The sequence below is a fragment of the Duganella vulcania genome, from assembly GCF_009857655.1.
In the GTDB taxonomy this organism is placed as follows: Bacteria; Pseudomonadota; Gammaproteobacteria; order Burkholderiales; family Burkholderiaceae_D; genus Rugamonas; species Rugamonas vulcania.
Window position 1 is genome coordinate 14,264 of sequence record NZ_WWCX01000055.1, and the last position, 21,497, is coordinate 35,760.

26 protein-coding genes are annotated in these 21,497 nt (G+C 64.4%); 4 read left to right on the forward strand and 22 right to left on the reverse strand.

The window, feature by feature from the left end:
* Nucleotides 1-41: 41 nt before the first annotated feature.
* The 5 genes from GTP90_RS23510 to GTP90_RS23530 all read right to left on the reverse strand — a co-directional run bounded on the left by GTP90_RS23510 (nt 42) and on the right by GTP90_RS23530 (nt 5,885).
* Nucleotides 42-500: a GNAT family N-acetyltransferase gene (locus GTP90_RS23510; protein ID WP_161085819.1), complete on the reverse strand. Its 459-nt coding sequence runs from the start codon at nt 498-500 to the stop codon at nt 42-44.
* Nucleotides 501-510: 10 nt separating this feature from the next.
* Nucleotides 511-1,368, reverse strand: a complete 858-nt coding sequence (locus GTP90_RS23515) for a metallophosphoesterase (RefSeq protein ID WP_161085820.1) — start codon at nt 1,366-1,368, stop codon at nt 511-513.
* 86 nt (nt 1,369-1,454) lie between these two features.
* Nucleotides 1,455-3,950: an MASE4 domain-containing protein gene (locus GTP90_RS23520; RefSeq protein WP_161085821.1), complete on the reverse strand. Its 2,496-nt coding sequence runs from the start codon at nt 3,948-3,950 to the stop codon at nt 1,455-1,457.
* A gap of 79 nt (nt 3,951-4,029) precedes the next feature.
* The gene (locus tag GTP90_RS23525; protein WP_161085822.1) at nt 4,030-4,806 is read right to left on the reverse strand and encodes a LytR/AlgR family response regulator transcription factor; all 777 of its coding nucleotides are present in this window, start codon (nt 4,804-4,806) and stop codon (nt 4,030-4,032) included.
* Nucleotides 4,803-5,885: a sensor histidine kinase gene (locus GTP90_RS23530; RefSeq protein WP_161085823.1), complete on the reverse strand. Its 1,083-nt coding sequence runs from the start codon at nt 5,883-5,885 to the stop codon at nt 4,803-4,805. Before GTP90_RS23530 ends, GTP90_RS23525 begins: the two co-directional genes overlap by 4 nt.
* Nucleotides 5,886-6,096: 211 nt before the next feature.
* Here GTP90_RS23530 and GTP90_RS23535 point away from each other — a divergent pair, with 211 nt between their 5' ends.
* Nucleotides 6,097-6,945, forward strand: coding sequence for a DUF2306 domain-containing protein (locus GTP90_RS23535; RefSeq protein WP_217432028.1), 849 nt, complete (start codon nt 6,097-6,099; stop codon nt 6,943-6,945).
* On the opposite strand, the gene GTP90_RS37330 is transcribed toward GTP90_RS23535, so the two are convergent.
* Both GTP90_RS37330 and GTP90_RS23545 read right to left on the reverse strand, forming a co-directional pair.
* The gene (locus tag GTP90_RS37330) at nt 6,942-7,070 is read right to left on the reverse strand and encodes a hypothetical protein (protein ID WP_256369117.1); all 129 of its coding nucleotides are present in this window, start codon (nt 7,068-7,070) and stop codon (nt 6,942-6,944) included. The two genes, GTP90_RS23535 and GTP90_RS37330, sit on opposite strands and share 4 nt — an antisense overlap.
* Before the next feature lie 36 nt (nt 7,071-7,106).
* The gene (locus GTP90_RS23545) at nt 7,107-7,493 is read right to left on the reverse strand and encodes a hypothetical protein (RefSeq protein ID WP_161085824.1); all 387 of its coding nucleotides are present in this window, start codon (nt 7,491-7,493) and stop codon (nt 7,107-7,109) included.
* 102 nt (nt 7,494-7,595) lie between these two features.
* On the opposite strand from GTP90_RS23545, the gene GTP90_RS37335 reads away from it, so the two are divergent.
* Nucleotides 7,596-7,724 carry a hypothetical protein gene (locus GTP90_RS37335; protein ID WP_256369118.1) on the forward strand — a complete coding sequence of 43 codons (129 nt, stop codon included), beginning with the start codon at nt 7,596-7,598 and terminating at the stop codon, nt 7,722-7,724.
* 201 nt (nt 7,725-7,925) lie between these two features.
* Nucleotides 7,926-8,189 (forward strand): hypothetical protein, encoded by a 264-nt coding sequence (locus GTP90_RS23550; RefSeq protein ID WP_161085825.1) that lies wholly within the window; start codon nt 7,926-7,928, stop codon nt 8,187-8,189.
* Between the two features lie 27 nt (nt 8,190-8,216).
* Here the strand turns inward: GTP90_RS23550 and GTP90_RS23555 are convergent, their stop codons facing one another.
* The 7 genes from GTP90_RS23555 to rpsF form a co-directional block, all read right to left on the reverse strand.
* Complete coding sequence (locus GTP90_RS23555; protein WP_161085826.1) at nt 8,217-9,227, reverse strand: inorganic phosphate transporter; 1,011 nt, start codon at nt 9,225-9,227, stop codon at nt 8,217-8,219.
* A 28-nt stretch (nt 9,228-9,255) separates the two neighbouring features.
* A complete protein-coding gene (locus GTP90_RS23560) occupies nt 9,256-9,882 on the reverse strand; it encodes a DUF47 domain-containing protein (RefSeq protein WP_028819630.1) in 627 nt (208 codons plus the stop codon).
* 73 nt (nt 9,883-9,955) lie between these two features.
* Nucleotides 9,956-11,341 carry a replicative DNA helicase gene (locus GTP90_RS23565; RefSeq protein WP_161085827.1) on the reverse strand — a complete coding sequence of 462 codons (1,386 nt, stop codon included), beginning with the start codon at nt 11,339-11,341 and terminating at the stop codon, nt 9,956-9,958.
* A 122-nt stretch (nt 11,342-11,463) separates the two neighbouring features.
* The gene (gene rplI / locus GTP90_RS23570; RefSeq protein WP_028819628.1) at nt 11,464-11,916 is read right to left on the reverse strand and encodes a 50S ribosomal protein L9; all 453 of its coding nucleotides are present in this window, start codon (nt 11,914-11,916) and stop codon (nt 11,464-11,466) included.
* 34 nt (nt 11,917-11,950) lie between these two features.
* The gene (gene rpsR / locus GTP90_RS23575) at nt 11,951-12,241 is read right to left on the reverse strand and encodes a 30S ribosomal protein S18 (RefSeq protein WP_008450941.1); all 291 of its coding nucleotides are present in this window, start codon (nt 12,239-12,241) and stop codon (nt 11,951-11,953) included.
* A gap of 15 nt (nt 12,242-12,256) precedes the next feature.
* A complete protein-coding gene (gene priB / locus GTP90_RS23580) occupies nt 12,257-12,562 on the reverse strand; it encodes a primosomal replication protein N (protein WP_161085840.1) in 306 nt (101 codons plus the stop codon).
* A gap of 18 nt (nt 12,563-12,580) precedes the next feature.
* Nucleotides 12,581-12,967: a 30S ribosomal protein S6 gene (gene rpsF / locus GTP90_RS23585; protein WP_028819549.1), complete on the reverse strand. Its 387-nt coding sequence runs from the start codon at nt 12,965-12,967 to the stop codon at nt 12,581-12,583.
* A 211-nt stretch (nt 12,968-13,178) separates the two neighbouring features.
* On the opposite strand from rpsF, the gene lexA reads away from it, so the two are divergent.
* On the forward strand, nt 13,179-13,817 hold the full coding sequence (lexA, locus tag GTP90_RS23590; RefSeq protein WP_028819547.1) for a transcriptional repressor LexA: 639 nt from the start codon (nt 13,179-13,181) through the stop codon (nt 13,815-13,817).
* A 40-nt stretch (nt 13,818-13,857) separates the two neighbouring features.
* On the opposite strand, the gene GTP90_RS23595 is transcribed toward lexA, so the two are convergent.
* From GTP90_RS23595 to GTP90_RS23630, 8 genes are all read right to left on the reverse strand, one after another.
* Nucleotides 13,858-14,352, reverse strand: coding sequence for a hypothetical protein (locus GTP90_RS23595; RefSeq protein WP_161085828.1), 495 nt, complete (start codon nt 14,350-14,352; stop codon nt 13,858-13,860).
* A gap of 57 nt (nt 14,353-14,409) precedes the next feature.
* A complete protein-coding gene (locus GTP90_RS23600; protein WP_161085829.1) occupies nt 14,410-15,654 on the reverse strand; it encodes a cystathionine gamma-synthase family protein in 1,245 nt (414 codons plus the stop codon).
* 55 nt (nt 15,655-15,709) lie between these two features.
* Nucleotides 15,710-17,233, reverse strand: a complete 1,524-nt coding sequence (purF, locus tag GTP90_RS23605) for an amidophosphoribosyltransferase (protein ID WP_161085830.1) — start codon at nt 17,231-17,233, stop codon at nt 15,710-15,712.
* 38 nt (nt 17,234-17,271) lie between these two features.
* Nucleotides 17,272-17,760 (reverse strand): CvpA family protein, encoded by a 489-nt coding sequence (locus tag GTP90_RS23610; RefSeq protein ID WP_161085831.1) that lies wholly within the window; start codon nt 17,758-17,760, stop codon nt 17,272-17,274.
* Nucleotides 17,761-17,777: 17 nt separating this feature from the next.
* Nucleotides 17,778-18,824, reverse strand: coding sequence for an SPOR domain-containing protein (locus GTP90_RS23615; RefSeq protein ID WP_161085832.1), 1,047 nt, complete (start codon nt 18,822-18,824; stop codon nt 17,778-17,780).
* A 22-nt stretch (nt 18,825-18,846) separates the two neighbouring features.
* Nucleotides 18,847-20,136, reverse strand: a complete 1,290-nt coding sequence (folC, locus tag GTP90_RS23620) for a bifunctional tetrahydrofolate synthase/dihydrofolate synthase (RefSeq protein WP_161085833.1) — start codon at nt 20,134-20,136, stop codon at nt 18,847-18,849.
* A gap of 84 nt (nt 20,137-20,220) precedes the next feature.
* Nucleotides 20,221-21,093: an acetyl-CoA carboxylase, carboxyltransferase subunit beta gene (gene accD / locus GTP90_RS23625; RefSeq protein WP_020701805.1), complete on the reverse strand. Its 873-nt coding sequence runs from the start codon at nt 21,091-21,093 to the stop codon at nt 20,221-20,223.
* A 122-nt stretch (nt 21,094-21,215) separates the two neighbouring features.
* Nucleotides 21,216-21,494 carry an antitoxin gene (locus GTP90_RS23630; RefSeq protein ID WP_161085834.1) on the reverse strand — a complete coding sequence of 93 codons (279 nt, stop codon included), beginning with the start codon at nt 21,492-21,494 and terminating at the stop codon, nt 21,216-21,218.
* Nucleotides 21,495-21,497: the final 3 nt, after the last annotated feature.

Here is a 21,497-nt window from a genome sequence, read left to right on the forward strand (position 1 = left end):
ACCATGCCGACAGCTAACGTGCGCTTAAGCCGCCCGTGTTATTACAATTGTTTTTCGAAGCAGACCGCCAGCGGGTTGCCGATGTATTTGCCGTAGTTGGCGATGCGCTGGTAGCCGCGCGCTTCGTAGAAGTCGACGGCGCGGCGGTTGACCAGGCGCGTCTCCAGCCACAGGGCCTGGTAGCCCAGCGCCTGCGCCTGCTCTTCCAGGAAACGCAGCACGGCGCTGCCTACGCCGCTGGTGCCGTGGCGCGCGTACATGCGCTTGATCTCGGCCACGCCAGGCTCCAGCGGCCGCAGCGCGCCGCAGCCCAGCGCCACGCCGGCGCCGTCGCGCGCCACCACGAAGCAGCCCGCCGGGCCGCACACGTCTTCAATGCTGAACGAGGCGTTGCCGCTGTCGCCGGTGATCGCTTCCAGCGCGGTCGACAACTCCTCCATCAACAGCAGGGAGTCGCGGGCGGTGGGGTCTTCGGCTTGGAGTTGGATGTCGGTATGCATGGTGTGCAGATTATTGCACAGTACAGATCACCAGTTCGGGATCGGCGTTGATGCGCACCGGAATGCGGCTGCAACCCACGCCGCGACTGACGATCAGGTCGCCGTTGCCGCGCACCGGGAAGCGTCCATAGTGATAGGGACGCGACAGCGGACCGTCCGGCAGCACCAGTGGCGTGCCGCCGGGCAGCGCGATCTGGCCGCCGTGCGTGTGGCCGGCGAAAGCCACGTCGTAGCGCCCCCCCTCCAGGAACAGCAGGCCGTCCGGCGCATGCATCAGCAGCACGCGCACCTTGCCGGCATCGGCGCCGGCAAAGGTGGAGGCGCCGTCGGGCTCGCCGGTCCAGGGATCGTCCATGCCGCAGATGGCGACGTCGCCGAACGGCGCCGGCAGCGCCAGCGCGCGATTGACCAGCATGCGCACGCCGGCCGCCTCGAAGCGGCGGCAGATGTCGCCGTCGTCGGTGGACAGGTCGTGATTGCCCAGCACGGCGAACTTGCCCAGCGGCGGCCGGCACGCCGCCAGCGCCGGACACAGCACCTCGGCGTTAGCGGCCGGGCCGGACACGTAGTCGCCGCCCATCAGCAGCACATCGGGCTGCTCGGCGGCGATGCGCTCGAACAGGTCGCGGAAAATGCCGGCGTGGGTGGGCGGGCCGGCGTGGAAATCGGAAGCAAACGCGATCTTGAGCGGACGCGGCAGACGTTTGGCGGCCGGCAGCGTGATCGCATGCCGGGTCACGCCCAGGCGGCCGTGCAGGCGGCAATGGTAGCTCAGCGCGCTCACCACGCCGCCCATCAGGACGACGTTGACCAGCGCTTCCAGCCTGCTCCGGCGCGGTGAGAAATGCTTGCTGCGGGGGACTATCATGGGAAAGACGATCGAACGGGTAAAGAGGCGGCATGATAGCCTATTTGCGACGGCGCGGCGCAGCCCGCATCGCCGCCGGCGCCGCGTCAGACCGGTGCGCTTCCGGGGAAGGCCGCCTGCGGCGCCACGCTGCCCAGCGCGGTGTCGAGCGCCGCGTTGAACTCGTCCAGGCCCAGCGGCTTGGTCAGATAGCACAGGAAGCCCTCCTGCCGGCTGCGCGCGACGTCCTGCGGCATGGCGTTGGCCGACAGCGCGATGACCGGGATGTCGCGCGTGGCGGGATCGGCGCGCAACAGCGCCATGGCTTCGTTGCCGCTCATGCCGGGCAGGTTGATGTCCAGCAGGATCACGTCCGGCCGCTGTTCGCGCGCCAGCCGCAGGCCGGTGGCCGCCTCGCTGGCGCTCAGCAGCGTGAGGCCGCCGCGGAAACCAACCAGCTCGCGGACCAGGGTCAGGTTGGCCGGATTGTCCTCCACATACAGCAAGGTGCGCTGCCCGTCCTGCGTGGCCAGCGCCGGAACGGCCTGCTGCGGCGGGCTGAACGCGGGCCGTGCGGCGCGCGGCGCCGCGTTCAGTTCGATCCAGAACATGCTGCCCACGCCCACCGTGCTGCTCACGCCGATGGTGCCGCCCATCATTTCGACCAGGCGCCGCGTCATCACCAGGCCGATGCCGGTGCCCTCCTCGCTGAGCGCCTCGCGCCCCAACCGGTTGAAGGGCTGGAACAGCTGGCCCAACTGGGCCTGGGTCAGGCCTTCGCCGCCGTCCTGGATCGCGATCTGCGTGCGCTCCGGAGAGAGCGCGGTGCAGGTCACGCTCACCTGCCCGCCCTTGCGGTTGTACTTGACGGCGTTGGTCAGCAGGTTCAGCAGCACCTGCTTGAGCCGCGTGTGGTCGGCCTGCACATACATGTCGGGGTCGGCCACGAAACGCAGGCTCAGCTCGCGGCTGTCGGCCAGCGGGGCGATCATCTGCTGGCAGGCGACCATCATGTCCTGCAGCTCGACCGGTTCCAGCGACAGCGACAACGTGCCCGACTCGACCTTGGCCAGGTCCAGCACCTCGTTGATCAGCACCAGCAGGTGCTTGCCGGCCGTGAGGATGTGCTGGATGAATTCGCGGCGCTTCTCCGGCGACACCGGCATCTTGTCCGTCAGCAGGATCTGCGCGAAGCCGAGGATGGCGTTGAGCGGCGTGCGCAGCTCGTGGCTCATGTTGGCCAGGAAGGTCGACTTGGCCTGGTTGGCCTGCTCGGCCTTGACCTGCGCGCGCCGCAGCTCGGCCACGAACTGCTTGCGCTCGCTGATGTCGGCCAGCACCACCACCGAGCGCCGCGCGCCATGCATCTCGAAGTCGTTCATCGCCAGTTCCAGCGGCAGCTGGCGGCCGTCGCGGTGCAGGCCGCCGACCTCGCCGTCGCGGATGAAGGCGCGCTCGCTGTCGGCCGCCAGCTCCGGGATCAGCAGGGAGATGTGCTGCCCCACCACCTCCGCCGGGGTGTAGCCGAACACCTTGCCCAGCGCGGGATTGGCGCTGCGGACCACGCCGGCGGCGTCGGTGGTGAGCACGCAGTCGGCGATGTTGTGCACCACCGCGCGGATTTCCTCTTCCTTGAAATGCAGTTCCTCCAGCGCGTTCGCGTACTGCATGGCGCGTTGCTCGTTCTGCAGGTTCAGGCGATGCAGGTCGGCGCCGCGCTGCAGCGCGTGCTCGTGCGACACCACCAGGCGGGCGAACAGCTTGTTGCTCTCCAACAGAAGCACGATCAGCACGCAGCTGGCCGCCAGCAGGCCATAGATGCGGCCGGCGTACCAGCCGACGTCGTAGCGGCCGGCGTTGAGCACGGCCGACAGGCCGATGTCGCACAACCAGGCCGCCATCACCACGCCCAGCCACATGTCCAGCAGCGAGCGGCTGGAGTAGCGCCACAGCACGGCCAGCGCGACCAGGCTGCCGGCCCACGTGCTCCCCAGCGCGAGACGGCCGGCCAGCGTGTAGCGGCCGCCTTCCAGGATCGGCGGCAGCAATGCGTGGCCTGCCGTGGCCAGTGCGGTGAAGGCGCTGGCGGCCAGCAGCGCGGCAACGATCGCCCACAGCACGGCGCGCGCGGGCAGCGCCTGGGCGTGCGGCTGCCGCCGCTCGCGATGGCCCAGCAGCGCGTGGGCGATCACGCACAGGGGAAAACCGGCGTGCCAGAACACGTAAACCCAGGCGGTGGCCTGGCTGTGCCCGCCAAGCAGGCCGGCCGGCGAAAACAAGCCGGGAAAGGTCAGCATGTGCGGCACGGTCAGCAGCGCGGTGAACAGGTAGCCGCCGGCCAGCACCAGCAGCGACCTGGAGCGCAGCACGCTGAAATGCCCGAACAGCATCGCGGCGGTGATCAGGTCGTTGAGCAGCAGGCTCGATTCGTAGATGGGGATGAAGGCGGCCAGCGGCGCCAGCGGCACCTGGGTGTACGGCAGCAGCGCGCAGAACACCAACGCCGATACCAGCGTCAACGCCAGCGCGCGCCTGCGCGACTGCCGGTCCGCCGCCATCAATGGCAACAGTGGCAAGCTTGCTGCCGGCGATCTGTCTGTCATGCTTCCTCCGCCGTGGTCGCGGGCCTTGCAGCCTGCAATTCATTGTAGCATCTGCGGATAGGCTCGCCAGCCTGCCGTCTCACATCTGCCGGAACAGGTGCAGGTAGCTGCGGCTGACCGCCAGCACGTCCTGGCGATGTTTCAGGTGGATCTGGGCGGTTTCGTTTTCGCCACGGATCACCCGGCTGACCGCGCCGAGGTTGACCACCACCGAGCGGTGCACCTGGGCGAAACGCTCACCGTCCAGCTGCGCCAGCAATTCCTTCAGCGGCGTGCGGATCAGGGCCTCGGCCGGCTGGCCCTGCTCGCCGCGCCAGGCCACCACCGTGTACTTGTCGTCGGCGCGCAGGAAGTCGATCTCGTCGACGGCGATCATGCACAGCGCCTGCCCCACCTGGGCGCGGATCCAGCGCAACGGCGGCGGTTCCGGCTTGGCCAGCCGCGCCGACAACTGCTCCAGCAGGCGCGCCATGTCCGGCGCCGGCTCGCCGTGGCGGCGCTGCAGGCGCGCCACCGTTTCCGCCAGCCGCGCCGCCTCCACCGGCTTGACCAGGTAGTCGAGCGCGCCCTGCTCGAAGGCCTGCACCGCGTACTCGGTGTAGGCGGTGACGAACACCAGGTGCGCGCGGCCGCCGATCCGCATCGCCGCGTCGACGCCGGACAGGCCCGGCATGTGGACGTCGAGAAAACAGATGTCGGGCCGCAGCGCCTCGAACTGCTCGACCGCCTCGCGGCCGTTGCGCGCCTGCGCCACCACGTTCAACGCGGGCCACGCTTGCGCCAGCATGCGCGTGAGCGACTGGCGCAGCAGCGGCTCGTCGTCGGCGACCAGCGCGGTCGGGGCGCGGGCCGTCATGGCTTGCCCTCCGGCGCGGGGAGGTCCAGCTCGGCGCACACGCCGTGCGGCTGCACCGCGCCCAGGCGCAGGGAGGCGCCGGCGCCGAACACCAGCAGCAGGCGTTCGCGCAACGTCGCCAGGCCGGTGCCCAGGCCGTTGCCGGCCGCCTGGAGGCCGACGCCGGTGTCGACCACCTGTGCATGGCAGCGGCCGCCGCGCAGGCGCACGCTGACGTCGATGCGGCCGCCCTCCTCGCTCGGGTCGATGCCGTGGCGGATGGCGTTTTCGACCAGCGTCAGCAAGGTGGTCGGCGGACAGGGCAGCGCGAGTGCGGTGTCGTCGGCGGACAGCGTGAAGCGCAGGCGGTCGGGCATGCGCATGTGCATCAGCTCGAGGTAGGCGCGCACCAGTTGCAGCTCCTGTTCCATCGTGGTGGTGGCTTCGTGCAGGCGCGGCACCGCCGCCCGCAGGTAGGCGATCAGGCTGCCCAGCACGGGCGAGGCCTGCGGCGAACCGGAATCGACCAGCTCGCGCACATTGGCCAGCGTGTTGAACAGGAAGTGCGGCTCGACCTGCGCCTGCAGCAGGCGCAGGCGGGCGTCCAGCGCCTGGCGTTCCAGCTCGCTGCGTTGCAGTTCGAAGCTCAGCGCCTGGTGGCGGGCCAGCGCATCCTTTTGCCGCACCAGCGCGCCCAGCGCCATCCACGGCGCCAGCAGCATGCCGGCGACGGTGAGCATCCAGAAGCCGCTCAGGCGTTCGGAGTCCTGCCAGAACGCGGGCGCGCCGGGCGCGGTGGACCACACATAGATCGCGCACACGGCGGCCGGCATGATGAAGGCCACGCCCATCACCTGCAAGGCCCAGCGGGCCAGCCACGACGGCAGGCGGCGCGGCCACTGCTCGAACAGGCCGAACATCAGCATCGCCAGCAGGCCCAGCGTCACGGCGCGCACCATCAGCGACAGGAAGCCCGAATGCCAGCCGAGGGCCATCGGGAAGCCGATCACGAAGGAGGCGCACAGCGTGAAGCGCAGTCGCCGCCAGCCCAGCAGCAAGGCGAAACCGCGCGGCGGCGCGGCGGTCAAAGTAGTAGACATGCAGCGATTATAGCCACGGATTTGCCGGAAATCGTGGCGCGATGGCGGCTAATTTTCAGCCGCGCGGCGCGGTCGCCATTCGTCGGCGCCGGCCGTGCTTCGCGCCAAAAAGGCCGTCGTTCGTCGGATCGGGCTGGCGCGCGGTGCAGCGCGCGGCCATATTCCCGATGCGGCGCCGGCGTGCGGCGTCCCACAACCATGGAGGAGTCCGATGTCCGATACCCTGTTGATCAACGGCGCCCTGCCCCGCGCGCCTTCGATGCGCATGCGCGCCGGCCAGGCGCTGAAGGCCGCCGCCGCGTTCTGGTTCGCGGTGATGGTCGCCGGCCAGGCGATCTTCGCGGCGTATATCGCGTCGTTCTACGGCAGCGCGGCCGCGGCGGGCGACTGGCTGCGCTGGAACAAGGTGCTGCCGGTCGGCTACGTTCCCGGCGACCGCGCGGGCAACGCGGCGCTGGCCGCGCACCTGGCGATCGCCGCCTTCGTCACGCTGGCCGGACCGCTGCAGCTGAGCCCCGCGGTGCGCGCACGCTTCCCCGCTTTGCACCGCTGGAGCGGACGCGTCTACGTGGTGGTGGCCGTCGTCACCGCCATCGCCGGCATCTACATGATCTGGACCCGCAACGCGGCCGGCGACATGACCCAGCATTGGGGCACCACGCTGAACGGTGTGCTGATCATGCTGTGCGCCTTCATCGCGGTGCGCCATGCGATGGCGCGCCGGCTGGATCCGCACCGGCGCTGGGCGCTGCGGCTGTTCCTGGTGGTCAGTGGCAGCTGGTTCTTCCGCGTGGGTCTGCTGTTCTGGATACTGGTCAACGGCGGCCCGGTGGGCTTCGATCCCAAGACCTTCACCGGGCCGGCGCTCAACGTGCTGGTGTTCGGCGAATCGCTGCTACCGCTGGCGCTGCTGGAACTCTACCTGCGCGCCCGCGACGCCGGCGGCGCCCGCCGCAAGCTGGCCGTGGCGGGCGGCCTGGCGCTGCTGACGCTGGCAATGGGCGTGGGCATCTTCGGCGCCAGCATGGCGATGTGGCTGCCGCATATCCACGGCAACTAGGCCATCTGGATGGCGTCGCTGATCGGCGCGGCGGCCATGCTGTGGCAGTAGCTTTCCAGTTTGGCCGTGTCGCAATGGACCTCCAGCTTGTGCACGCGGCCCCAGCGCAGCTCGAACTCATGCACGCCCTGGCGCGCGCGATGGCGGCGCGGATGCTGGGCCTACAGGGCGGCGTCGACCAGTAGCTGCGGCTGTAAGGCGCGGATGCGCAGCTCGGTGAAGTAGCCGCCCGCCTCGTTGTAGCGCAGGTAGTGGCGGCCACAGTTCAGGCAGCGCGCGACCTGGCTCAGGTTGCATGGATAGTGGCGCGGCGAGATCGGCGCGTCATCGCTCTCGTAACGCGTGCCGTGCGGATGGTATTCGGCGAAGGTCGGCTCGTCGTAAGGATCGTCCATCAGCGTGCCGACTTCCTCGAAGCGGTCAAGCTCCAGCGTGGCCGGCAAACGCTGCCACGCCGCCAGCGAAACGGTACAGCAACTACACGGCACAGCCACATCGGCAGAGGCCCGCGCCAACAACATCAACTGCGCAAAATCGATTTTCTGCATGTCGCATCCATCAAGAGAATTTCCGATTCTAACGCAATCCAGATCAACTCGCCGATGGCCTAAACGACCTACATTGACTGCTCCAATTCTGGCGGTGATGACATGGAAACCAGACTTCTCAATTGGGTCATCGGGCCGACCGTCGGCGGTGCAGCCTTGGGCATGATGTTGCCATTTACGCGAGCCAGGGAGATTCAAGGCGATAAAAACAAAAGAGACTATTTCTTTTGATCGCAATGAAGACCGTTGGGCACAGCGCGCCAACCTCGTTGTATGGATCGGGTTGACGGCGTGGGCAGTTGCTCTCTATCTGAGCCTGAAACAGGACGGCGAGCCTTTTATTGTGGCGAGTAACGAGGCGACGTCCAATCTAGTCGGCGCTATACTTTGGCTAATCGCGGTGATCCTGGATATCTTGCGAGGACTCAAAAAATGGATTGGACAGACGTCATTGACGGCTTGCTGTACATCGGCGCATGGATGGGCGGCTCCATGGCGGTCGCAATCTTCTGCGCGTGGGCAATTCCCAGATTCTTCCCGCGCAAACCAGAGGACGATTACACCTACGTCATCAAAAGCAAAAGCGGCAAGAAGACCGTTGTGGTATTGCCGCCAGACCTGCCCGAGGCTGAACGGGAAAAAGTCATGGCCGAAGCCTACCAGCGGCTCGGCATCGCGCCGGAATCCGGGCATTAAAAAAGGGAGCCGAAGCTCCCTTGTTTCTTACATGATGTGGTGACCAACCCACCAGGCCAGCGCGGCGACGAACGCCGAGGCCGGGATGGTGAACACCCACGCCCACACGATGTTGCCCGCCACGCCCCAACGCACCGCCGACATCTTCTGCGCCGAGCCGACGCCGACGATCGCGCCGGTGATGGTGTGCGTGGTCGAGACCGGCACGCCGAAGTGCGAGGCGATCAGCAGGGTCAGCGCGCCGCCGGTTTCGGCGCAGAAGCCGCCCACCGGTTTGAGCTTGGTGATCTTCTGGCCCATGGTCTTGACGATGCGCCAGCCGCCGAACAGCGTGCCGAACGAGATCGCCGTGTAGCACGAAATCACCACCCACAGCGGCGGCGAGGCGTCGCCGGCCGGCACCTGGCCAACCGCGATCAGCAGCATCCAGATGATGCCGATGGTCTTTTGCGCGTCATTGCCGCCGTGGCCCAGGCTGTACGACGCGGCCGACACCAGCTGCAGGCGGCGGAACCATTTGTCGACCCGGCGCGGCGTCGAGCGCACGAAGATCCACGACACGATCAGCATGATGATGGAGCCGAACACAAAGCCCATCAGCGGCGACAGGATGATCCACTGCACCGTCTTGAGCAGGCCGCCGCCGACCAGCGCGCCGGTGCCGGACTTGGCCACCGCGGCGCCAACCAGGCCGCCGATCAGCGCGTGCGAGGACGACGAGGGAATGCCGTAGTACCAGGTGAACAGGTTCCACACGATGGCGCCGACCAGCGCGCCGAAGATCACGTACTGGTCGACGATGCCGGGATCGATGGTGCCCTTGCCCACCGTGGACGCCACGTGCAGGCCGACCACGAAGATGGCGGTGAAGTTGAACAGCGCGGCCATGGCCACCGCCGTCTGCGGCTTGAGCACGCCGGTCGACACCACGGTCGCGATCGCGTTGGCGGCGTCGTGGAAGCCGTTCATGAAGTCAAACACCAGCGCCAGGGCGATCAGGACGCCCAGCACGTAGATGCTGATTTGTAGGGTATGCATATTGGACGTTTCTTTTTGTAGTTATGCGTTACGCGTTTTCAACGATGATGCCTTCGATGATGTTGGCCACATCTTCGCAACGGTCGGTCACGGTTTCCAGGATCTCGTAGATGGCCTTCATCTTGATCAGGTTGCGCACGTCCGGTTCGTCGCGGAACAGCTTGGACATGGCGGCGCGCATCACGTGGTCGGCGTCCGATTCCAGGCGGTCGATCTCTTCGCAGATGGCGACGATCTGGCGCGAGTTGTCCATGTTGTGCAGCAGGGCCACGGCGTCGCGGACCTTCTCGGTGCAGGCCAGCACCAGCTCGGCCAGGCGCTTGGCTTCCGGCGTGACCGAATGCAGGTCGTACAGCGAGACGGTCTGGGCCGCGTCTTCCAGCAGGTCGAGGATGTCGTCCATGCGGGTGATCAGCTTGTGGATGTCGTCGCGGTCGATCGGCGTGATGAAGGTCTTGTGCAACAGGTCGACGGTGGCGTAGGTGATCTTGTCGGCCTGCTTTTCGATGCTCTCGATCGCGTGCACGCGATTTTCCAGATCGTCGAAATTGGACATCAGGCCCAGCATTTCTTTTGCACCTTTGACGCACAGATCGGCGTGCTGGTTAAACAGGTCAAAAAATTTGCCCTCGGTGGGCATCAAACGTCCAAACATTTTATTCTCCGGTTCATGTTTACTGCAGATCGCCGCCCGGGGTAAGGACGGCTTAAAGATTAATCGCCCTGGCTTAATCGCCTTGATACAGCGCCAGGTTACCGACGTAGTTGCCAAACTTGGTGTACTGGCCGATCCAGGTCAGGCGTACCGAGCCGATCGGGCCGTTACGCTGCTTACCGATAATGATCTCGGCCGTTCCCTTATCGGGCGAGTCCGGGTTGTAGACCTCGTCGCGATACAGGAAGATGATCACGTCCGCATCCTGCTCGATAGCGCCGGATTCGCGCAGGTCGGACATGACGGGACGTTTGTTGGGGCGTTGCTCCAGCGAGCGGTTCAGCTGCGACAGCGCGATCACCGGGCACTGCAGCTCCTTGGCCAGGCCTTTCAGCGATCGGGAAATCTCGGAAATCTCCGAGGCGCGGTTGTCGCCCGGCGTGGAGCCCTGCATCAGCTGCAGGTAGTCGACCACGATCAGGCCCAGCTTGCCGCACTGGCGCGACAGGCGGCGCGCGCGGGCGCGCATCTCGATCGGGTTCAGCGCCGGGGTCTCGTCGATGTAGACCTGGGCGTCGTTCATTTTCTGGATGGCGTGCGTCAGGCGCGGCCAATCCTCGTCGTTCAGCTTGCCGGTACGCAGGCGGTGCTGGTCCAGCTGGCCGACCGAGCCCAGCATACGCATGGCCAGCTGCACGCCGCCCATCTCCATCGAGAACACGGCCACCGGCAGGCCCTCTTCCACCGCGACGTTCTCGGCGATGTTCATCGAGAACGCGGTCTTGCCCATCGACGGACGGCCGGCCACCACCACCATGTCGCCCGGCTGCAGGCCGGAGGTCATGCGGTCGAGGTCGATCCAGCCGGTCGGCACGCCGGTGATCTCGGAGCCGGAATCGCGCGAGTACAGCTCGTCGATGCGCTCGACCACCTGGGTCAGCAGCGGCTGCACCGGCAGCCAGCCGGCCGCACCGCGCGCGCCCTGCTCGGCGATGGCGAAGATCTTGGACTCGGCCTCGTCGAGCATCTGCTTGACTTCCTTGCCCTGGGGCGTGAACGCCTGGCCGGAAATTTCGTCGGCCACCGTGATCAGCTGGCGCAGGATGGAGCGATCGCGCACGATCTCGGCGTAACGGCGGATGTTGGCGGCAGATGGCGTGTTTTGCGCCATCGCGTTCAGGTAGGCCAGGCCGCCCACGTCCTCCGCCTTGCCCAGCTGGGTCAGGGTCTCGAACACCGTGATGACGTCGGCCGGCTTCGAGCCGTTGATCATCTTGACGATCTGCTCGTAGATGATGCGGTGGTCGTAGCGGTAGAAGTCTTCGGGGTGCATCATGTCCGCAATGCGGTCGAACGCCGCATTATCGCGCAGCAGGCCGCCGATGACGGACTGTTCTGCTTCGATGGAATGCGGCGGGACGCGGAGTGAATCGACTTGCGGATCGGAGGGGGCGTTCATGGCGCGAATTATACCTGCTTGCTTGAGCCGTATTACAAATTTATGACGAGAAAAAAGCCGGGCAAGCCCGGCTTTTTCAATGGTGTTGCAACACTGATCAGACGTTTCCGCCTGAAAAAGTATTAGGCAGCTTCGCCCACGACAGCAACGGTCACTTCCACCACCACGTCGGTGTGCAGAGCAACGCTTACTGGGTGCTCGCCAACGGTCTTCAGAGGACCGGTAGGCATGCGCACGGCAGCTTTTTCAACAGCGAAACCAGCTTTGCTCAGGGCTTCAGCGATGTCGAAGTTGGTCACGGAACCGAACAGACGGCCGTCTACACCAGCTTTTTGCGAAACGTTCACGGTCATGCCGTTCAGTTTCTCGCCTTGGGCTTGAGCGGCAGCCAGTTTCTCGGCAGCGGCTTTTTCCAGTTCAGCGCGCTTGACTTCGAATTCAGCAACGGCGGACGCGGTAGCGCGGCGAGCCATTTTTTGCGGAATCAGGAAGTTACGTGCGTAACCGTCTTTGACTTTAACGACTTCACCCAGGTTGCCCAGGTTGACGACTTTTTCTAACAGAATGATTTGCATAGTTCTTCTCCAGGATCTTATCTAGACGACGCAATTAAGCGTGGTGCAGATCGGTGTAAGGCAGCAGCGCGAGGTAGCGAGCGCGCTTGATTGCGGTGTCAACTTGACGCTGGTAGTGCGCCTTGGTACCGGTCAGACGTGCTGGCATGATTTTGCCGTTTTCCTGGACGAAGTCTTTCAGGGTGTCGACGTCTTTGTAGTCAACTTGTTCTACGTTTGCTGCGGTGAAGCGGCAGAACTTCTTGCGCTTGAACAGTGGGTTTTGTTGCTTGCGCTTTTCTTTCAGCTTGAGCTTGTTTTTGTCGAACTTTTTACCGAATGCCATTTTAGGCTCCTGTATCTAAATTGAGCTGTCTGGGACAGCACTAAAATCAATGATGTGAAACACCAGGCTTTTGCTATTGCGATTCTTCTTGTTCAGGAAACCGGTGAACTGATACATGCCTGCCAGTGGCGCCTGACTGAAGCGGCCTGAAATCTCGCCAGCGGCAACCGCGGCAACTTCAAACTCGCTCAATCGGGCGATGCCTGCCTCGACCTGCTGCGACCGGTGCTGGAGTACAGCGTTCACGATCGGCATGCCGGCCGGGGTGTAGCGCAAGGCGTCCCGTTCGGCGATCAAGGCAATCAACTGGAGCTGATTCAGCTCGGTTCCCGGTAACAATTAGGCCGCAGGAGCAGCAGCGGCTGCTGGAGCTTCGGTGCGATGCGATTTCGCTGCATCTTCACGTTGTACCGACTTCATCATCGGCGAAGGAGCGGTTTCCGCTTTCTTCATCTTGACGGTCAGGTGACGCAGCACGGCATCATTGAATTTGAAGGCGGTTTCCAGCTCGACCAGGGTCTCGTTGTCGCATTCGATGTTCAGGCAGATGTAGTGTGCTTTAGCCAGTTTCTGGATCGAGTAAGCCATCTGACGACGGCCCCAATCTTCAACACGGTGCACGGCGCCGCCGCGGGTCGTTACGGTGGTTTTGTAACGCTCGATCATGGCGGGCACTTGCTCGCTCTGGTCCGGGTGGACGATAAATACTATTTCATAGTGACGCATGCAAACTCCCTTAAGGACTGTGAATATAGCCCACCCTGGCGTCAAGACAGGTGTGGGAAGAGGTAAGCCCGCGACTATATCAGCTTTCCCTGCAAAAGACAATCTGCCCGCCACATGAATTTATTTCGCTCAAAGCAACAAATTCCCTTGCTTTTCGCTTCACACTGTACAAAAATACAGACTGTCTATATACACAGGCCTAAAGCACTCTATGATCAAGCTCACCGCAAGACAGGAACAAATTCTCAATCTGATCAAGGATGCCATCGAGAACACCGGCTTCCCGCCGACCCGTGCCGAGATCGCCAATGAACTGGGCTTCAAGTCCGCCAACGCGGCCGAGGAGCATTTGCAGGCGCTGGCGCGCAAGGGCGCGATCGAGATCGCCGCCGGCACCTCGCGCGGCATCCGCCTGCTGGGCGTGCATGCCGAACCGGCCACGCCCAAGGTGCCGGTGTCGCTGATGATGTCGCTGCCGCTGATCGGCCGCGTGGCCGCCGGCTCGCCCATCCTGGCGCAGGAAAACCTGGAGACCAGCTACAGCGTCGATCCGGCCATGTTCTCTTCCAAGCCGGACTACCTGCTGAAGGTGCGCGGCGAGTCGATGCGCGACGCCGGCATCATGGACGGCGACCTGCTGGCGGTCAAGAAGGTGGACAGCGCCAAGAACGGCCAGATCGTCGTGGCCCGCATCGGCAACGATGTCACGGTCAAGCGCTACCGCAAGACCGGCTCCACCGTCGAGCTGCTGCCGGAAAACCCGGACTTCAAGATCATCAAGGTCGATCCCGAAGCCGACGAGTTCGCGCTGGAAGGCCTGGCGGTCGGCCTGATGCGCAGCTGGCACTAAAGACCACGCAAACATCGGCCTCGGGTTACGCATCAGGCGCCTAGCGCTTGCCCGCTGTCTCCGGCTGATGCGACAGGTCGCGCGCGCTCAGGGCAAGGTCGCCTTGACGGCCTTCCCACGCGCTCTGCGCCAGGGCGACAGCGTCGGCCTGGCGCTTGGCCTCGTCCGCCACTTGCACGAACACCTGGCTCATCAAGGCCTGGGCGGCGCCCATCTCATCGTCCGTCATCAGGTCGGCCAGGTCGGCGGGGATGCTCTTGCCGACCGGGAGCGCGGCGTTGTAGTTGGCCAGGAATTGATCGTAACAGTCGTGCCAGGCGGCCAGCGCCTGCGTGAGCGCCGGCCCGCCCGCCGTGGCCGGGCGCATCGGGATGTTGGGCTGCTTGCAATTGAAACGGGCCAGCGCAATGTCGGCGCCGTCGTAGCGGCTGGTGTAGTACTCGATCTCGGCTTGCCGCGCCAGGCGGCTGGCCTGGTCGCCGGCGAAGGCGCTACTCGACAGCACGGTCAATGCCAGAACCCATGCTGCCCTCATATCGCCTCCGCGCTTAGCAAAATTGAAAGCCTAGGTTATCACAGCTTGAGGCTGCGCTCAGCAAGCTTCCAGTGCGCAGGTGAAATCGTCCAGCAGATCGTCGGTGTCCTCGATGCCGACCGACACCCGTATCAGCGACTCGGCGATGCCCATCGAGGCGCGGCGCTCGGCGCCCATCTCGTAGAAAATCGTGTGCGCCACCGGGATGATCAGCGTGCGCGTGTCGCCCAGGTTGGAGGCCGGAATCGCCAGCTTCAGGCGATTGAGGAAATCGAAGCAGTCGATGCCGTCCTTCAGTTCAAAGCTCAACAGCGAACCAAAACTGCGGAACAGCTCGCTGGAGATCGCGTGCTGCGGGTGCGACGCCAGCCCAGGATAATAGACAGCGGCCACGCGCTCGTCGCTTTCCAGCAGGCGGGCCAAGGCCAGCGCGTTCGCGCTGGTGCGTTCCATGCGCAGCGCCAGCGTCTCGGCGCCGACAGCGATGTGGTGCGCCGCTTCCGGCGCCAGCGAGGCGCCGAAGTCGCGCAGGCCCTTGGCGCGGATCTGCGCCAGCCCCCATTGCAGCGGCGCGGCTTTCTTGTAGTTCTCGTAGATGTTGGCGAACCGGGTCCAGTCGTAGACGCCGGTGTCGGTCAGGCTGCCGCCCAGCGCGTTGCCGTGGCCGCCGATCGACTTGGTCAGCGCGTTGACCACCAGCCCGGCGCCCACCGCTTTCGGGCGGAACAGGTAAGGCGTGGTCATCGTGTTGTCGACGATGTAGAGGATGCCGCGCTCCTTGCACAGCTCGCCGATGCGCTTCAGGTCCGCCACTTGCGTGCGCGGATTGGCAATGGTTTCGACGAACACCACGCGGGTCTGCTCGGTGATGGCGGCGGCCACGTTGGCGACATCGGTGGCGTCGACGAAGGACACGCCCACGCCCTGCGCCATGGTGGTCTGCCACAGGCTGTTGGTGTTACCGAACAAGAACGACGACGACACCACATGGTCGCCCGCGCGCAGCAGCGACTGGAACACGGCGCCGATCGCGCCCATGCCGGTGGCGAAGCAGATCGTGCCGACGCCCTGCTCCATCTTGGTGACCTTGTCTTCCAGCGCGGAGATGGTCGGGTTGCCCTGGCGGCCGTAGCGGAAGCCCGGCTCCTTGCCCTGGAACACAGACGCCAGCTGGCGCGCGTCGCCGTAACCGAAGGCGACCGAGGTGTGGATGGGCTTGTGCAGCGAACCGTGCTCGATGCCTTTCTGGCGATCGTTGTGCAGGATGGTGGTGGTGAAGCCGTAATTCTTCTTGTCGTTCATATTCGCGTATTCAAAAAAAAAGCCCGGTGCGGCGTGAACCGCACCGGGCGCGACATCAGCCTTCGGCGGTCGCGAGATTCAGGTTCAGTTGCGAGCGGCCCGCATCCTCGGGGGCGGAGGCCTTCGGATGGTGGCGCGCGTATTCCAGCTTGTCCAGGTAGTCCTTGGAGATGTCGCCGGTGACGTACACGCCGTCAAAGCACGACGCCTCGAAGTTCTTCAACGCCGGATTGACGTCGGAGATGGCGCGCTTCAGCGCGTCGATGTCCTGGTAGACCAGGTGATCGGCGGTGATTTCGCGGCATACTTCCTCGGTGCTGCGGCCGTAGGCGATCAGCTCGTCGCGGGTAGGCATGTCGATGCCGTACACGTTAGGGAAGATCACCGGTGGCGCCGCCGAAGCGAAGATCACTTTCTTGGCGCCGGCTTCGCGCGCCATCTGCACGATCTCGCGGCTGGTGGTGCCGCGCACGATGGAGTCATCCACCAGCAGCACGACCTTGTCCTTGAACTCGGAAGCGATGGCGTTGAGCTTCTGGCGCACGGACTTCTTGCGCGCGGCCTGGCCCGGCATGATGAAGGTACGGCCGATGTAGCGGTTCTTGATGAAGCCTTCGCGGTATTCCACGTTCAGCGCCAGCGCCAGCTGGATCGCGGCCGGACGCGACGAGTCCGGAATCGGCATGACGACGTCGATCGCGCCATCCTTGAATTCGCGCTTGATCTTCTCGGCCAGGTACTCGCCCATCTTCAGGCGGGTGGCGTACACGGAAGCGCCGTCGATCACGGAATCCGGACGGGCCAGGTAGACGAACTCGAACACGCAAGGATTGAGCGAGGGATTGTCGGCGCACTGGCGCGAATGCAGTTGCTTGTCGGCGTCGATGAAGACGGCCTCGCCCGGCGCGATGTCGCGCACGAAGCGGAAGCCCATGCCTTCCAGCGCCACGGACTCGGAAGCGATCAGGTACTCGGTGCCCTGCTCGCTCTCGTTGATGCCCAGGCACAGCGGACGGATGCCGAACGGATCGCGGAAGGCCAGCAGGCCGACGCCGGCGATCTGCGCCACGGCAGCGTAACCGCCGCGCACGCGGCGATGCAGCACGGTCACGGCGTCGAAGATGGTGTCGGCGTCGATCGAGATGCCGGTGGTGGCTTTCTGGATCTCGTGGGCCAGCACGTTGAGCAGCACTTCCGAGTCGGAATCGGTGTTGATGTGGCGGCGGTCGTTCTGGAACATTTCCTTCTTGAGCTGTTCCCAGTTGGTCAGGTTGCCATTGTGCGCCAGCGTGATGCCGAACGGCGCGTTGACGTAGAACGGCTGCGCCTCTTCCTCGCTCGACGAGCCGGCGGTTGGATAGCGGCAGTGACCGATGCCGGAATTGCCTTGCAGCGTACGCATGTTACGGGTACGGAAAACGTCACGCACCAGGCCGTTGGCCTTGTGCATGGCGAACATGCTGCTGTGATTGGTCGCGATACCTGCCGCATCCTGGCCGCGGTGCTGCAGCAGCAGCAATGCGTCATACAGCAGTTGGTTGACAGGTTGATGAGAAACGACGCCGACGATGCCACACATGATGTTGCTCCTGGACTGGTGCTACTGATTTAAAGAATTCAAAAATTCACATGCTGCGCCATGGCAGCGGGAAGGAAGGCTTTCACCGTATGCGCTCCGGTCTCCGCGAGCGGACTCAATCGCGCATCCTTCCAGAATGCTTGTTGCGGTATCGACGTCATCCCGCACAGGATGACGCCCGCCAAAACGATGACCAGGCCGCGGCCGAAGCCGAACACCATACCCAGCGCGCGGTCCACGATGCTGAGACCGCCGGCGTCGAGCAAGGCGCCCAGCGCCATGCCCAGCAGGCCCGTCAAAATCTTCACCCCGACAAACAGTGCGATAAAGGCAAGGATCAGCCGCAGCACCTCGCCCGGCACCACCGGCGGCAGCATCGGCGCCAGCGCGGCGGCGTAGGCGTTGGCAACCACGAAGGCCACCACCCAGCCCGCCAGCGACAACACTTCCTTCACCAGACCCCGCATCATGCTGATGATGACCGACGCGACCAACACAAAAATCACCAGGTAATCGAATATCGTCACGTCGGGCGCCTGCTGGATCAGACGGTTTCGAGGCGGCCGTTCAGGCCCATGGCGCTCAGCTTGGCCCGCACTTTTTCGGCCTCATCCTTGTTGGTGAACGGTCCCACGCGCACGCGGGTGATGTCACCGGACGGCGTCTTCTGGGTGTAGGAGCTGATGCCGGCTTTCTTCAGTTTGTCGCGCAGCTCGTCGACCTTGGCCTGGTCGCTCAGCGCGGCCACCTGCAGCACGAACTTCTGGGCGGATTCGGCGGCCGGCTTGGCGGCGGGCTTGCCTTCCAGGATGGCCAGGGCGCGCGCGTCTTCCGAGGTCGCGGCCGGCTTGGCGCTGTCGGCCTGCTTGGCGGCCTTGGCTTCGGCCAGCTTGCGCTCGGCTTCGGCCTTGGCCTTGGCTTCGGCTTTCGCCTCGGCCTGCTTGCGTTCGACTTCCTGCTTGTAGTCGGCGTCCTGGCGGGCCTTGGCTTCGTTGTCGGCCTTGTTCTTGGCGATGGTGTCGGCCTTGGCCTTGGCTTCGGCTTTCAGTTCGGCTTCGTGCTTGGCGGTGTCGACCTTGACGGGGGCTACCGGCGGCGGCGTGACGGGTGCGGCGACGACGGGTGCGGCGGCTGGCTTCGGTGCTGCTGCCACGGCGGCGGGCTTTGATGGCTTGACGTCGTCGACGATCTCTTCGCGGCTGTCCAGCGCAGCGCTTTGCGGCACCGGCGCGGCTGGCGCCGGCGCAGGCGCGGCCTCGGCCGGCTTGTCCTTGGCCGGGATCTTGATATCGATGTCGGACGCCAGCGGCTTCGGTTCGGAATCGAGCACCATCGGCAGGCCGATGGCCACGCCCAGCGCCAGCGCGATGGCGCCGACCAGGCGGCGGCGCGCGCGTTTCTTTTCCGGCAATACAGGATCGTCCGCTTCGCGGTCTTTGCCGCGGCGGGATTTGGCGGAACCATCCGCCGACGAGGCACGCTTGGAGCGTGCGCGCTCCGTCGCGGCCTGGTCATCTGCGCTGGTGTAATAGCCGCTATCCTGACCAGCGGCCTCTTGCTTGTTTTTACCGAGTTTCGAGAACAAGCCCATGCGTGATTTCAGTCCTGTGCGTTCAATGGAATGCGGATTTTCGCGCCGCCATGACGCCGGCGACCGTGAGGAAAGATCCAAAGACCACAATTCTATCATTCTCCCCGGCTCGGCTGATCGCATTTGCGTACGCCGCGGCCGGATCGTCGAAGATATTGATGGTGCGTTCGGCCTTTTCAGGCTGGACGATCTGCACCTTGGCCGCCAGTTCCGAGGCGGTTGCCGAGCGCGGCGACGGCAGCGTGGCCAGGCACCAGTGGTCCACGTGCTCGGACATGGCGGCGATCACGCCGTCGATATCCTTGTCGTGCATGGAGCCGAACACGGCGTACGTGTACGGGTGGAAGCCCATATTGCCCAGGTTCTGGTTCAGCGCCGCGGCGGCGTGCGGATTGTGCGCCACGTCCAGGATCACGGTCGGGCGGCCAGGCAGCACCTGGAAGCGGCCCGGCAGCTCCACCGTCACCAGGCCGGTGCGCACTTCCTGCGCGCCGACCGGCAGTTCCAGCTTCAAGGCCTCCAGCGCGGCCAGCGCGGCCGAGGCATTGAGAAGCTGGTTGGCGCCGCGCAGGCTCGGGTAGGCCAGCGAGTTGCGGCGCTGCGAGCGGCCGCCGTAGTTCCACTGCTGCTTGTCGCCGGAATAGTTGAAATCGCGGCCCATCAGCCAGAGGTCGGCGCCGATGGCGTTGGCGTGGTCGATCAGCGATTGCGGCGGCACCGGGTCCGAGCAGATCGCGGTCTTGCCGGCGCGGAAAATGCCGGCCTTCTCGAAGCCGATCGCCTCGCGGGTGTCGCCCAGGTAGTCGGTGTGGTCGATATCGACGCTGGTGACGATGGACACGTCGGCATCGACGATGTTGACCGCGTCCAGGCGTCCGCCCAGGCCCACTTCGAGGATCACGACATCCATGCCGGCGCCGCTCAGCAGGTGCATGATGGCTAGCGTGGTGAATTCGAAATACGTCAGCGGCGTATCGCCGCGCACCGCTTCGACCGCGTTGAAGGCGGCCACCAGAACGTCATCGCTGGCCAGCTCGCCGTTGATGCGGGCGCGCTCGTTAAAGTCGAGGAAGTGCGGCTTGATGTACAGGCCCACCTTGTAGCCGGCGCGCATCAGCACCGATTCCAGCATGGCGCAGGTCGACCCCTTGCCGTTGGTGCCGGCCACCATGATGACGGGGCAGCTAAAGGCCAGCTTCAGGCGCTCCTTGACGGCGAGCACACGGTCCAGGCCCATGTTGATGACGGTTTCGGCGTGGCGCGATTCAAGCAGCGCAAGCCAGGCGGGCAAAGTAGTGGGGAGGTTCGACATAATGATGGCTCAGAAATGGAAAACGGCGCGCAGGCCGGCATGATAGCCGATTGCGCGCCGCAGCGTGAGGGAGTGGCTGCTTTTTTAAGCGAGCACTTCGACCGCCTGATTTTGCAGCAGTGCCATCAGACGGGCGATTTCTTCGCGCATCTTGCGGCGGTCGACGATCATGTCGACGGCACCCTTGGTGACCAGGAACTCGGCACGTTGGAAGCCTTCCGGCAGTTTCTCGCGCACGGTGTTTTCGATCACGCGCGGGCCGGCAAAGCCGATCAGCGCTTTCGGTTCGGCGATGACCACGTCGCCCATGAAGGCGAACGAGGCGGACACGCCGCCCATGGTCGGATCGGTCAGCACGCTGATGAACGGCAGCTTCTTCTCGGACAGCTTGGTCAGCATGGCGGTGGTTTTCGCCATTTGCATCAGCGACAGCAGGCCTTCCTGCATGCGGGCGCCGCCGGTGGCGGTGATGCAGATGAACGGTACTTTCTGTTCCAGGGCCACTTGCGCGCCGCGCACGAAGCGCTCGCCGACCACGGAGCCCATCGAGCCGCCCATGAATTCGAATTCGAAGCACGCCACCACGCATGGCAGGCTCATGATGGCGCCGCCCATGACGATCAGCGCATCGGTCTCGCCGGTGGCTTCCATGGCTTGCTTGAGGCGGTCGGGGTATTTTTTGCTGTCTTTGAACTTCAGCGTATCGACCGGCAGGGTATCCATGCCGATTTCATAACGGCCGCCGGCATCGAACAGGCTGTCGAGGCGTTCGCGTGCGCGGATGCGCATGTGGTGGTCGCACTTGGGGCAAACATGCAGGTTCGATTCCAGATCGGTGCGGTACAGGACGGCTTCGCAGGATGGGCATTTGACCCACAGGCCCTCGGGCATGGTCTTGCGTGCGGCAGCGTCGGAACGCTGGATTCGTGGGGGCAGCAGTTTTTCCAACCAACTCATAAATTCTCCTTGCAGCTAACTCGTGGCCGAAGTGTAGCCGTTTCTCGCCCCCCTGTCGAACTTTGCTGTACAACAATTTTTACACTTCGTCATGGAATTGGCGGGTTTTTAGAGGGAATCACCTACGCCTTCGTCTCTCGCTCGATCTGCCGCTCAATGTATGCATCCAGATCCTTCCGCTCTTCCAGGGTCGGAAAACCAATGTTGAGCACCTTGTCAGCGCTCGCCAGTTTCTGTAAATAGAGCTGCATTACCTTTTCTGCAGGAAAGCCATAGGCGTCGCCAACTTTTTGAAAATAGTCCAGCGAATCGAAGTCCAATCTAAACGTGATTTCCTTACTCAGCTTTTCGAAAAGGTTTGGTACGCGCTTCATTTTAGAAAAATCATACTCTTTACGCATTTC